The sequence below is a fragment of the Gammaproteobacteria bacterium genome (assembly GCA_013151035.1).
Classification (GTDB): Bacteria; Pseudomonadota; Gammaproteobacteria; order JAADJB01; family JAADJB01; genus JAADJB01.
Map to the genome: position 1 here is coordinate 1 of JAADJB010000040.1, position 13529 is coordinate 13529.

The following is a 13529-nucleotide window of genomic DNA, read 5'->3' on the forward strand; positions in this document are numbered from 1 at the left end:
TAAGGAACCTCCAGAGGTACGCTGTGGCTAAAAAAATGAAAAAAGAACTCGATTTTGAACAGGCAATGAAGGAACTGGAGGTCCTGGTTGAAAAAATGGAGGGCGGTGACATTAGCTTTGGTGCGTAGTACGCACCCTACTACCATCGCGCTCGATGGGGTCAGAGCCAAAAAACGGATCTGAGACCCCGGTTCGGAGTGATACAAGTAAGCCTACTCAAAGCGGTTGGCCCAGATGTTATTACGCACACCATCAGATTGATACCATACCGCGAGGGCATTACCATTGCCATCGAAGGCTATTTGAGGATAACCTGCGCCCCCGGTATTGTCGGTTTCAATCAGCGTGGCAGTACCCCAGCTAGTACCATCAAAGCGGTTGGCCCAGATGTTATTACGCACACCATCAGATTGATGCCAGGCTGCAAGTGCGTTGCCATTACTATCAAAGGCGATGTCAGGAAAAACTGCTTCCCCAGCATCGTCGGTTTCAATCAGCGTGGCAGTACCCCAGCTAGTACCATCAAAGCGGTTAGCCCAGATGTTAGCACGAATACCATCGGATTGACTCCACACCGCAAGCGCATTGCCGTTACCATCAAAGGCGATGTCAGGAAAAACGGCTTCCCCAGCATTGTCGGTTTCAATCAGCGTGGCAGCACCCCAACTGGTGCCATCAAAGCGGTTAGCCCAAATATTACTACGCGCACCATCAGATTGATGCCACACCGCGATGGCATTTCCATTTCCATCAAAGGTGATTTTAGGAGCAGATGCCCCACCTGCATTGTCGGTCTCAATCAGCGTGGCAGCACCCCAGCTGGTGCCATCAAAGCGGTTGGCCCAGATGTTATTGCGCACACCATCAGATTGAAACCACGCCGCAAGCGCATTACCATTGCCATCAAAGGCAATTACAGGACTATATGCATCCCCTGCATTGTCGGTCTCAATCAGCGTGGCAGCACCCCAGCTGGTGCCATCAAAGCGGTTGGCCCAGATATTATTACTTACCCCATCGTATTGAGACCACACCACAATGGCATTACCGTTGCCATCAAAGGCAATTTTATGACCATATGCATCCCCTGCATTGTCGGTCTCAATCAGTTCGGCGGCATCCCAACTGGTACCATCAAAGCGACTGGCCCAAATATTATCGCGGGCACCATCGTATTGAGACCACACCGCGATGGCATTGCCATTGCCATCAAAGGCAACTCGAGGACTATCCGCATCCCCTGCATTGTTGGTTTCAATCAGTTCGGCGGTACTCCAAGCAACATCGGCAGTGGTAAAAGACCAACTGTAATTGACAGCCAGGGCATTACCACTAAGATCTGTGATCGCGGTGCTCAACGTCGCGGTATAAGAAGCGAGGACGGCAAGCTTACGATTTGGAATTAAACTCGCCACATTATTTACGCCATCAAAGCTAACGGTGCTACTAATATTACCCGATCCTGATTTTGCCAGCGAAAAGCTGGCTGCATTGACCGTTACAGCAAATATATCTTCGTCAAAGGTTGCGGTAAGAATGTTATTGCGGGCCACAGCAGTGGCGGCAGCCACAGGAGAGGTGCTGCTGACGGTTGGTGGAGTTGTATCCACTTTGTTTCCTGAATCTTTATTACATGCTGATAAGAAAATGGGTACAAATAAACAGAGACATAACTTCCATTTTGTCGATATTGTTCTGCAGGCGATCATTGAATTTCTCCCTATTGCGATGTATAAGTCCACTGATTGAAGTGCAATGAAGTATAAACACCGCCCCTAAAAGTATAGGAAGAATAAACACCCTTTTACCAAAAGTCCAGATCAAATCTCAACCCACTAACTCACTAAACCTGTAAATCCCCAGCTTTTTTCATAAACTCAATGAATTCTTTACCCTTCCAACCGTTCTTTGCAACCGGTTTTTATCCATTCTCACACAAAAACCAACAGGTAAACCTGCCGACTATTTTAAGTTCGCAGCATCATGCAACACATCATATTCCCATATCAATCAAATAAACTCTTTTGTGGCGGTGCACGAGACTCTGGCAAACAAACAGTATCTACTGAAGCCGTCTCTTTATCTTTCAAGTGAGATAGTATCTTATCAATTACCACCTGATCTTCTATACAGGCAATAACCTTCATCGCTCCACCACATTGACTACAGGTTTCGATGTCAATATTGAATACCCGTTTTAGCCGTTGCGCCCAGCTCAAATATCACATGGGTTGTGCCATCTTTGTACGGTGTCTTCAATTAATAACGCACTTTTCCATGTAGTAATGAAAGTCGTCGTAATATTTATCAATTATCTGATAAAGTAGAGTTTGTTCAGGATGATAATGTATATACGCTGATACATTTCCACTGGCATTCCTTGCCATAATAAAGCCATTGACCTGTAATCCCCCCCTGAGTTAACTTACACAGGTCAATAATCAAAGGCTCCTTAAGGAACCTCCAGAGGTACGCTGTGGCTAAAAAAATGAAAAAAGAACTCGATTTTGAACAGGCAATGAAGGAACTGGAGGTCCTGGTTGACCTGGTTGAGAAAATGGAGGGTGGCGAGATCAATCTGGAACAATCTCTGGATAGCTTTGAACGAGGCATTGAGCTAACCCGTATTTGCCAACAGACTCTACAATCAGCCGAACAAAAGGTTGAGATCCTGTTGGAAAAAAATGGTCAGCAGAGAGCCGAAGCATTTAATCCGGAAAACATCTGATAAAACTTATGAACCCTCAGTTACAACCGTTACTAGACTATTACGCACAACAGGTTGATCAGACACTGGAACGACATCTCCCTGACCCCAAAATTCATCCATCCAGCTTGCATCAGGCCATGCGTTACTCGGTATTCAATGGTGGTAAACGGATTCGTCCCTTACTCGTCTATCTCAGTGGTCGCGCCCTCGGTGTAACAGAAGAGAGATTACATAGACCTGCTTGTGCCGTTGAACTCATCCATGCCTACTCACTTATCCACGATGACTTGCCTGCCATGGACGATGATGATCTACGTCGCGGTCGTGCCACCTGTCATATCAAATATAATGAGGCAACAGCAATACTTGCCGGCGATGCACTGCAAACCCTCGCCTTTCAAATCCTTGCCGGAGAATATGGTGATAGTAGCGATGCCGCTATCAACATGCGTATGCTACAAACTCTGACGCATGCTGCCGGATCCAGGGGCATGGTGGGCGGGCAGGCAATTGACCTCGAAGCTACCGGCAAACAAATTAATGCCACCGAACTAGAGAATATGCACATCCACAAGACGGGCGCACTAATCAGGGCAAGCGTCCTGTTAGGAGCACTCTGCCAGCCACAGGAAGCCGATGAGTCAATCATTAAAAGCCTGGATCATTATGCTAAATGTATCGGCTTATCCTTCCAGATTCAGGATGATATTCTTGATGAAGAGGGTGATACCCAGGTGCTAGGCAAGACCGTTGGCAGTGATCATGCATTGAACAAGGCAACCTATCCTGCACTGCTGGGTCTGGGCGAGGCGCGCAAGCAAGCTCTGGAATTGCATCAGGAGGCGATCAACAGCCTGCAAGAACTGGATCAACGTGCTGATCCTTTGCGTTGGTTATCTGCCCATATTATCGAACGTGATCATTAGGTAGGGTGCGCACTGCGCACCAACAACCTTGATACAACAAAATGGTCTATAATTTACGGCAACAACACGTTTCCTTTAATTAATTTAAGGATAAAGAAAAGCCCATGGTGACATTTGGTATCAAAAAACGTTTGCTACACGCCTTCACCCATTGGTTGAACCATGAATCCACGTCTAATCTAAATCTTGCACCACTCTCCAGCTTTGATCGTCTATGTTATGAAGTTCGCCCGGGTGATGTCATCCTGATCGAGGGACGTAGTCGTGTTTCGGAGGTCATCAAGACCATCACCCAAAGCCCCTGGACTCATTCGGCACTTTACATTGGTCATCTCTACGAACTGGAAAATCCTGCTCTACAGAAAACACTGGTCAATGAATATCATCTGGAAATGGGTAAACCCTATATTATTGAGGCACTGCTTGGCGAAGGCACGGTTATTTATCCATTGGAAAAATACAGCAAGGAACATATACGCATCTGCCGACCCAATGGACTATCACCCGAAGATACGCGCACAGTGGTCGGCTACGCAATCAACCGACTGGGCAGTGATTACGATATTCGCCACTTGCTCGATCTGGCGCGTTTCATGCTCCCCTATAATATCCTGCCACGCCGTTGGCGTTCTTGCCTATTTTCACATAAACCAGGCCTACAGACTCGTACTGTGTGCTCCACCATGATTGGAGAGGCCTTCCAGACGGTACGTTTCCCTATCCTGCCCTTTGCCGAAAAGACAGCTGATAACAAGATTCACCTGTACCAGCGTAATCCACGCCTGCTAACACCACGCGACTTTGATTTTTCACCCTATTTCGATATTATAAAATACCCTTTTTTCAACCTCAACGATCTATCCCTCTACCGCCATCTACCTTGGGCCAATGCCGATCTGTATTGCAATAACCCGGATGACTGCTACACCACCGAAACCACCAACACCCCGGCAGCAGACTGCGCTAAATCCAGAACTCCCTCGGAAGAGTTAGAGTCAACTGGCACAATATCCGCAACAGAGCCGGACGCATCCAGGGGGAAACCATGAGCCCACAGTCCGGACATCAGCAAAGCTGGCGGCTACGTCGGATATCTGCACCACTATTAAAGATGTTCCGAAAAATAACACCGCATATGTCACAAACTGAACGTGAGGCACTGGCCGCTGGTTCGGTATGGTGGGACGGTGAATTATTCAGTGGTCGACCCGATTGGGATAAACTCCGTCAACTGCCATCCCCTCATCTAAGCGCCGAGGAACAGGCCTTTCTCGATGGCCCGGTAGACCAACTGTGCGCTATGCTCAACGACTGGGAAATCACCGAGCAACGCGAGGACCTGTCACCCGAAGTCTGGGCCTTTATTAAAAATAATGGTTTCTTCAGCCTGATCATCCCTAAGTCTTACGGCGGCCTGGACTATTCCGCTCTCGCTCATTCTGCCATTGTCATGAAGATATCAACCCGTAGTATCACCGCGGCGGTCACCGTGATGGTACCCAACTCACTGGGGCCAGCCAAGTTGCTACTGGAGTACGGCACCGAGGAACAGAAGAATCATTACCTGCCACGACTGGCATCAGGTGAGGAGGTTCCTTGCTTTGCACTGACTAACCCCCATGCGGGAAGTGATGCTGGGGGCATCCCCGATTACGGCATTGTCTATCGACAGGATTTTCAGGGGGAAAAAGATGTGCTCGGTATGCGCCTGACCTGGGAAAAACGCTATATTACCTTAGGTCCGGTTGCCTCCCTGCTGGGGTTGGCATTCAAACTCTACGACCCTGATAAGCTGTTAAGCGAAGAAACCGATCGTGGCATTACCCTGGCACTGATCCCCACCGATACTGAGGGGGTGAATATTGGTCGTCGCCACAACCCACTTAACATCCCCTTCATGACCGGCCCTAATAGCGGCGAGAATGTCTTTGTACCCCTCGACTGGATTATCGGTGGCCAGCAACGCATTGGTCAGGGCTGGCGCATGCTGATGGAATGTCTCGCCGATGGTCGCGGCATCTCCCTACCGGCATTGAGTACCGGAGCAGGCAAATTGGCAGCGCGTAGTATGGGTGCCTATGCGCGTATTCGTACCCAGTTCAAAATGCCTATTGGTCGCTTCGAGGGAGTTGAAGAGGCATTGGCTCGTATTGCTGGTTATACCTATATGATGGATGCCGCACGCACCCTCACGGCTTGCGCACTGGATCAAGGTGAAAAGCCCTCGGTGATCTCAGCAATCGTCAAATACCACCTCACCGAACGTATGCGCAAGGTCGTCAACGATGCCATGGATATCCTTGGTGGCGCGGGTATCTGTCTTGGCCCACGCAATATCATGGGACGCGCCTACCAGGGCATTCCTATCAGCATCACTGTAGAGGGTGCCAACATCCTCACCCGCAGCATGATCATCTTTGGTCAGGGGGCGATTCGCAGTCACCCTTATGTATTCAAGGAAATGGAGGCCCTGAATGAAAAAGACCCTGTATTGTCACTGGAAAAATTTGATCGCGCACTGTTCGGCCACATACGCTTTGTGATAAAAAACAGCCTCCGTAGCCTATTCCATGCCATCACCGGTTCACACCTAATCTCTATCCATGCCCCCAACCCCAGTCGCCGCTACTACCAGCACCTCACCCGCATGAGTGCTGCCTTTGCCCTGCTCACCGATGCCGCATTGATCACATTGGGTGGCACCCTGAAACGCAAGGAATTACTCTCGGCACGACTCGGCGACATACTTAGCCACCTGTATCTTGCCTCAGCAGCGCTCAAACACTTCGAGGATCAAGGCTGTCCGGAATCAGATCAGGCTCTTTTACACTGGAGCTGCCAATATTCACTATCAGAGATCCAGCGAGCCATCAACGGACTATTGCAAAACCTGCCTAACCGCCCACTCGCCTTTTTACTGCGCGCGATAATCTTCCCGTTAGGACAACATTTCTCACCACCCGATGACCGACTCGGACACCAGCTTGCCGAGCAATTACTAAGCCCCTCTAATGGGCGCGACCGTCTCACTGATGGCATCTATCTACCCAGCGCAAGAAACGAATCAATCTCCCGACTGGAAGATGCCTTGATCAAGGTCATACAGGCAGAGGATGCTGAACATAAACTGCGTCAAGGCCTGCACGACTACAAGGTCAATTATCATGGCATCGAAGGGATGCTCCAGGCCGGGATTAAAGAAGCTATAATTACTGAGCAGGATGCCGAACTCATTCGTACAGCCGATGCCGCACGCACAGCCGTCATCAAGGTCGATGACTTCCAGAATAAATCAGTTCAATAACGGGATATAAAACCAACATGACGGAAACGGATAACAGCAATAACGAACGCACCGTCTATATCGTTGATGGCAGCCGTACCCCGCAACTCAAAGTGCGTAACAAACCCGGCCCCTTCCATGCCACTGAACTTGCTATCGCTTGTGCTCGGCCACTGCTGACACGCCAACCCTTTGAACCCGATGCCTTCGATGAGATCATTATGGGCTGTGTCATGCCTGGCCCGGATGAGGTCAATATTGCCCGCCTGATTGCCCTGCGCCTGGGTTGTGGCGAACAGACCCCCGCCTGGACGGTGCAACGTAACTGCGCCTCGGGTATGCAGGCACTGGATTGTGCCGCTGCTAACATCCGTAGTGGTCAGGCAGATCTGATACTCGCCGGTGGTGTAGAGGCAATGAGCCATGCACCGGTATTGTTCAATACTGCTATGGTGAACTGGCTGGGGGCATGGAACAGCGCCAAAACTCTGCCTCAGCGACTACAAGTGCTAGGACAATTACGCCCTGCCTTTTTCAAACCCGTTATCGGTCTACTGTGTGGTCTAAGTGATCCCATTGTCGGTCTATCCATGGGACAAACCGCAGAAAATTTGGCCTACCGTTTTAATATTAATCGTGACGAAATGGATGCCTATGCGGTACGCAGTCACCAACGTCTGACACAGGCTATCAAGGAAGGCTATTTATCCGAAATCGAGGTGCTCTACGATACCCACGGCAAGGTCTATAGCCACGATGATGGTGTACGCGAGGATTCCTCGGTAGAAAAATTGGGTCATCTACAGCCGGTATTTGATCGTCCCTTTGGTGCTGTCACTGCTGGCAACAGTGCGCAGATCACCGATGGGGCAAGCATACTGATCCTCGCCAGCACCACAGCGGTAGAAAAATATAACCTGAAGGTACGTGGCGAGATAAAGGCTTGTCAATGGGCCGGACTAGATCCCGCTCAGATGGGGTTAGGTCCCGTACACGCCGTCACGCAATTACTCCAGAACAAGCAGCTAAAACTTGAAGATATTGATTACTGGGAGATCAATGAGGCCTTTGCCGCCCAGATCATTGCCTGTCTACGCGCCTGGGAAGATAAAGATTACTGCCGTAAAGAACTAGGGCTGGAGACCGCACTTGGCAGCATCGACCAAGAACGCCTTAATATTGATGGCGGTGGTATCAGCTTAGGTCACCCGGTCGGTGCTAGTGGTGCGCGCATTGTCCTGCATCTGCTCTCGGTACTGGAACGTAAACAGGCACAGCGGGGTATTGCCAGCCTGTGCATTGGTGGTGGTCAGGGTGGTGCGATGCTAATTGAAAGGTTCGAGACATGAATAACAAAACAGACCAACACTGGCGACTTGAACCGGATGAAGAGGGATTTTCCTGGCTATCTCTGGACAAGGCGGATAGCTCAACTAACACCCTTTCTGCCGAGGTTCTGAGCGAGTTGGAAGATATCCTTCTGCATCTACACAAGCATCCACCGCAGGGACTGGTGATTCGTTCAGCCAAGGAAAACGGTTTTATTGCCGGTGCCGACATTGGTGAATTTACCGCCTTTGAATCCCAGGATGCCGCCCTGAAAGCCATCCAGCGTGGACAGCGCATATTCAAACTAATTGAAACACTCAACTGCACGACCATTGCACTGATTAATGGCTACTGTCTTGGTGGCGGTATGGAGCTGGCTCTTGCCTGCCGCTATCGCATCGCCGAAGATAGCCTCGATACCCGCTTGGGTCTGCCGGAGGTACGGCTCGGGATTCACCCCGGCTTCGGAGGTACGGTACGTTCTCTGGAGGCTACAGGGCCCCTCGCGGCATTAAACATCATGCTCACTGGCCGTAGCCTGTCAGCGCGTGCGGCGAAAAAGATACGCCTGATTGATTTTGCCGTAGCCAAACGCCAGTTGATAAATGCTACGCGTAATATCTTACGTCAACCGCCAAAAAAGAAAGCTCTACCCTGGTGGCTGAATCTACTCAACCACAAACTGCTGCGACCATGGATTGCAAGATACATGATCAAGACGGTTGCCAAAAAAGCCATTTGCGGACACTACCCGGCTCCCTATGCATTGATTGATCTATGGCAACACCATGCCGATGATCGTGAACAGATGCTGCGTGAAGAAGCCATATCGGTTTCCAGGTTACTGGTAGGCAAAACGGCACAAAATCTGATCCGGGTGTTTAAATTGCAAGAGAGACTTAAGGGGTTGGGACATAAACAGCATAACAAACCCCGATATGTACATGTTATCGGCGGCGGTGTCATGGGTGGTGATATTGCTGCCTGGTGTGCCTTACAAGGCTACCATGTGAGCCTACAGGATCGTGATACCGAGACTCTGGGACACGTTATTAAACGCGCCCACAGTCTTTATAAAAGACGTTTGAAAATATCGCGTTTAATCTCAAGTACGCTGGATCGATTGATGCCCGACCCACACGGACATGCACTGGCACGCGCCGATATAGTCATCGAGGCTATCTTTGAGGATGCTGAGGTCAAACGTGAATTATTCCGCCAGATCGAACCGCAGATGAAAGCCGATGCACTGCTATGCACTAATACCTCCAGTATCCCGCTAGAGACACTGGCCGAGGCACTGGAAAAACCGGAACGGTTAGTGGGTCTACACTTCTTTAACCCGGTTGCCAAAATGCCTTTGATTGAGATTGTGCGTGGTAGTAATAGCAGCGATGAGAATCTGCAACGTACCAACAGCTTTGCCAAATCACTCAGTCGCTTGCCCCTGCCCGTCACTAGCAGCCCCGGCTTTCTGGTCAATCGCGTACTGATGCCTTACTTGATTGAGGCCGTGATGCTCGCTGAAGAGGGTGTCCCATTGAAGGTCATTGATGATGCCGCGACTGACTTTGGTATGCCGATGGGCCCAATTGAACTGGCCGATACTGTTGGCCTCGATATTTGTCTGAAGGTAGCCGATATTCTTGCGCAAGATATGAATATCGAAGTACCCGACATACTCAGAACACGGGTTGAACGTGGTCAGCTGGGTAAAAAAATAGGTCAGGGATTCTATACATTCAAACAAGGAAAGATGGTCAAGCCATCTACGGACAAAGGCTATACCCCACCTGACGATCTCCAGGATCGACTCATCCTGCGCATGATCAACGAGCTTATTGCCTGCCTGCATGATGGCATCGTGGAAGATGCCGATCTGGCTGATGCCGGGATCATCTTTGGTACTGGTTTTGCCCCCTTCCGTGGCGGCCCCATGCACTATCTACAGGAACGTGGTGCCCAGTCGGTCTATGAAGAACTGCAACAACTGCAACAGCGCCACGGTCAACGCTTTGCCCCTGCCAGCGGTTGGCAGCAATATTTATCCGGTAGGGTGCGCACTGCGCACCAAAGTCAACTTGAACAAGACCGGGAAAACGGTAATGACTAATCCACAGCAGGATATCATTGCACCCAAAGGTATTGGCAACCTGCACAACCTATTACTGGAACGCGTACAACGTAGCCCCGATAGCCTCGCCTATCGTTATTTTAACAGCCAGGACAATCAATGGTGCGAGCTGAGTTGGCAACAGCTTGCCAACGAGCTTACCCGTTGGAAGAACGCACTGGCCGCAGAGAATTTACAGATCGGCGATCGCGTTGCCATCATGGTGCGTAACAGTCCCCAGTGGATCATGTTCGAACAGGCTGCCTTGTCTCTGCAACTGGTAGTAGTGCCTCTGTATACCAATGACCGTCCCGACAATATCAGCTATATACTGCAAAACGCCAGGATCAAAGTGTTGTTGATCGAACATAATAAACACTGGCAATGTCTATGCGCTGTCTACAATAGTATGCAAACGATTCAACGCATCGTAACCCTCACACCCATTGATAACGCACACGACACACGTCTGAAAGATCTTGCCAACTGGCTACCCACTAATGGTGCGGCACTGGAACGACTGAATGTACCCAATGATACCCTGGCCTCCATCGTCTATACCTCCGGCACCACAGGTAACCCCAAGGGCGTAATGCTCAGTCATGCCAATATCCTGTGGAATGCCGATAGCGCCCAACGCTGCGATCATTTCTATAGCAACGATATGTTTCTCTCCTTCCTGCCCTTATCGCACATGTTTGAGCGTACCGCCGGTTATTACCTGCCTATGCTGGTGGGCGCCAGCGTATCCTTTTCCCGTTCTATCGAACAACTTGCCGAAGACATACTGATCATTCGTCCAACCATCCTGGTCACCGTGCCACGTATCTTTGAACGGATCTATAACAAGATTCAATTACAACTAACCGAAAAACCGCCGTTTGCCCGCAGACTATTCGAGCAAACAGTAAACGTGGGCTGGAGACGATTTCTGATCTCACAGGGCAGAGCGAGTTGGTCAGCATCTCAATTACTATGGCCTTTGCTCAACACCCTGGTGGCAAAAAAAATTCGTGCCAAACTGGGTGGACAACTGCGTCTGGCAGTTAGCGGTGGCGCCCCCTTATCCAACGCTATTGCCCGCACCTTCATTGGTCTTGGCATCACCATCAGTCAGGGCTATGGCATGACCGAACTCAGCCCGGTAGTCTCCACTAATCGACTGGATGACAATGACCCGTTCAGCGTCGGTCAACCCCTGCCCGAGGTGGAAACTCACATTGATGATAACGGTGAATTACTGGTGCGTGGCCCCGGTGTAATGCTGGGCTACTACCAGGATGAGATTTCCACTGGTGAGATTATTGATGCAGAGGGCTGGTTACATACTGGTGATATCGCCGAGATTCATAGCGGACGCATCTATATTACTGGCCGCATCAAGGACATCATTGTACTCTCCAATGGTGAAAAGGTTCCACCTGCTGATATGGAACTCGCCATTAGTACAGACCCCCTGTTCGAGCAGATCATCATCATCGGTGAGGGTCGACCCTTCCTATCTGCCATTGTGGTTCTGAATAAAGAAAAATGGAGGAAACTAGTAATTCACCTTGCCCTGGATCCGGAACAAACCATCAGCCTTGATGATGAGCGCGTTCAACAGGAATTACTGCAACATATCACGGCAAAACTGGATCACTTCCCTGGCTATGCCAAAATCTACACCATCAAGGCTATATTAGATCCCTGGACGATTGAAAATGGCATGATGACCCCAACCATGAAGTCTAGACGTCAAGCGATTGAAGATCATTATCAGGACAGTATCGCTACGCTATATAGTGGGCATTAACGACTAGCCTGGACTTTTTGAAAAAAAGATCTACACTTAAACGCTATAAATCGCACGTTGCAATAACGTGTAAGCATAAAAAATATTGAGGAGATAGAAATGAGGGGCTTTATTGTTCTTGTATCACTAACATTCACTTTTTGGTCATCATTTACATTCGCATACGGTTTTTATAAATACGGTAATGGTCGTGCTGACTTTGCGGTTGATTATGATCTTCAGGGTATTATGTATCCGGCACAATCAATCGGTGGTAGCCCTGCATCCATTTATAATTTTGGTGACATTGGCGTATCATCCAGTTCACTGCCTACAGGACTCACCACTGCAATCGTCAATAATGGACTTATGAATGCAACAAATATGTGGGCATCCTGGGCAAACATAAGCTTTGGCAATACCTCAGGTGCCGCAAATACAGGTCTGATTCGACTCAATTTTAACAACTCCCAAACAGGTGCAGAAACCACTGGTTATGGTGCAACAAGTAATCCAGGTTTTACTAACATGGTTTTTGGTGGGCAGCCCGATGCAAATGTAGCATGGAATGCTGATAATTTTCAGTGGATCTTAACACATGAACTTGGGCATGCACTTGGGCTCGACGATTTGTATGTCCCGTTCACCTACACTGAGGAATTTATCGATCATTCTCTCGATGGCAATAACATTCCTCAACGTGATGCCAAGGGCCTCCAGGATAATGTTATGCATGAAAATCTTTATACCGGCACTGATTACACCATGCCATCCCAGTCAATAATTGATGATGATGAAATTGCGGGGCTTACCTGGTTATGGGGTAGCGAGTTTAATCAAATAGTGTCCGGCGATTTGGCAACAAGCTGGAATACAGATAATGGACGTGATACTAAGGCGCATCATGGCGACCAGGCCAGCAACCCCCTCGGTCAATGGGATTATCGAATATCAATCAAACCAGGGGGATCACTAAACCCGTATATCAGACTGGATTTTGCAGGTCTTGAAAACTTCGATTACACCATTTTTGGAGGCAGTAAACCTGATATTACACACACGGATGCTCATATCGATAACATACATACCTTTGTTATTCAGGAAGCTGGTTGGGGTGGAAACATCCTTTTTTCAGCACAAAGCAAATACGCCAAAGAACAACGCATCGATGCCGTACTTCTGGGTGGTGGACAAGTTGATGACTTTAACCTGACAACAAACTTCACAGGGCTTACATTTGATGATGTCAGCCAATGGGGTCAGGTCTTTGGCCCATCCAGTGTTGTCCCCATACCCGCAGCCATCTGGTTGTTTATATCCGGGTTATTCGGTCTTATCGGGGTGGCCCGAATTAAAAAAACATAAGAAAGAAGATTTAACATTTTCTTGCAACA

The 13529-nt window shown here is 49.1% G+C and carries 10 protein-coding genes and 1 pseudogene; 9 read left to right on the forward strand and 2 right to left on the reverse strand.

Annotated features, from left to right (window positions below; genetic code table 11):
* The first annotated feature begins 35 nt into the window (after nucleotides 1-35).
* Nucleotides 36-128 (forward strand): hypothetical protein, encoded by a 93-nt coding sequence (locus GXP22_08555; protein ID NOX09520.1) that lies wholly within the window; start codon nucleotides 36-38, stop codon nucleotides 126-128.
* Nucleotides 129-212: 84 nt separating this feature from the next.
* Here GXP22_08555 and GXP22_08560 read toward each other — a convergent pair whose 3' ends face one another.
* Both GXP22_08560 and GXP22_08565 read right to left on the reverse strand, forming a co-directional pair.
* Nucleotides 213-1610: an Ig-like domain-containing protein gene (locus GXP22_08560; GenBank protein ID NOX09521.1), complete on the reverse strand. Its 1398-nt coding sequence runs from the start codon at nucleotides 1608-1610 to the stop codon at nucleotides 213-215.
* 396 nt (nucleotides 1611-2006) lie between these two features.
* Nucleotides 2007-2298 (reverse strand): annotated as a pseudogene (locus GXP22_08565) (hypothetical protein).
* 190 nt (nucleotides 2299-2488) lie between these two features.
* Between GXP22_08565 and GXP22_08570 the strand changes: the two are divergent.
* The 8 genes from GXP22_08570 to GXP22_08605 all read left to right on the forward strand — a co-directional run bounded on the left by GXP22_08570 (nucleotide 2489) and on the right by GXP22_08605 (nucleotide 13500).
* Nucleotides 2489-2728, forward strand: a complete 240-nt coding sequence (locus GXP22_08570) for an exodeoxyribonuclease VII small subunit (GenBank protein NOX09522.1) — start codon at nucleotides 2489-2491, stop codon at nucleotides 2726-2728.
* Nucleotides 2729-2736: 8 nt separating this feature from the next.
* The gene (gene ispA, locus GXP22_08575) at nucleotides 2737-3636 is read left to right on the forward strand and encodes a (2E,6E)-farnesyl diphosphate synthase (protein NOX09523.1); all 900 of its coding nucleotides are present in this window, start codon (nucleotides 2737-2739) and stop codon (nucleotides 3634-3636) included.
* Nucleotides 3637-3740: 104 nt separating this feature from the next.
* The gene (locus GXP22_08580) at nucleotides 3741-4685 is read left to right on the forward strand and encodes a hypothetical protein (GenBank protein ID NOX09524.1); all 945 of its coding nucleotides are present in this window, start codon (nucleotides 3741-3743) and stop codon (nucleotides 4683-4685) included.
* The gene (locus GXP22_08585; protein NOX09525.1) at nucleotides 4682-6940 is read left to right on the forward strand and encodes an acyl-CoA dehydrogenase; all 2259 of its coding nucleotides are present in this window, start codon (nucleotides 4682-4684) and stop codon (nucleotides 6938-6940) included. The genes GXP22_08580 and GXP22_08585 overlap by 4 nt, the downstream gene beginning before the upstream one ends.
* A gap of 17 nt (nucleotides 6941-6957) precedes the next feature.
* On the forward strand, nucleotides 6958-8268 hold the full coding sequence (locus GXP22_08590; protein NOX09526.1) for an acetyl-CoA C-acetyltransferase: 1311 nt from the start codon (nucleotides 6958-6960) through the stop codon (nucleotides 8266-8268).
* On the forward strand, nucleotides 8265-10361 hold the full coding sequence (locus GXP22_08595) for a crotonase (protein ID NOX09527.1): 2097 nt from the start codon (nucleotides 8265-8267) through the stop codon (nucleotides 10359-10361). Before GXP22_08590 ends, GXP22_08595 begins: the two co-directional genes overlap by 4 nt.
* Nucleotides 10354-12156 carry a long-chain fatty acid--CoA ligase gene (locus GXP22_08600; protein ID NOX09528.1) on the forward strand — a complete coding sequence of 601 codons (1803 nt, stop codon included), beginning with the start codon at nucleotides 10354-10356 and terminating at the stop codon, nucleotides 12154-12156. Before GXP22_08595 ends, GXP22_08600 begins: the two co-directional genes overlap by 8 nt.
* Before the next feature lie 99 nt (nucleotides 12157-12255).
* Nucleotides 12256-13500 carry a hypothetical protein gene (locus GXP22_08605; protein ID NOX09529.1) on the forward strand — a complete coding sequence of 415 codons (1245 nt, stop codon included), beginning with the start codon at nucleotides 12256-12258 and terminating at the stop codon, nucleotides 13498-13500.
* Nucleotides 13501-13529 lie beyond the last annotated feature (29 nt).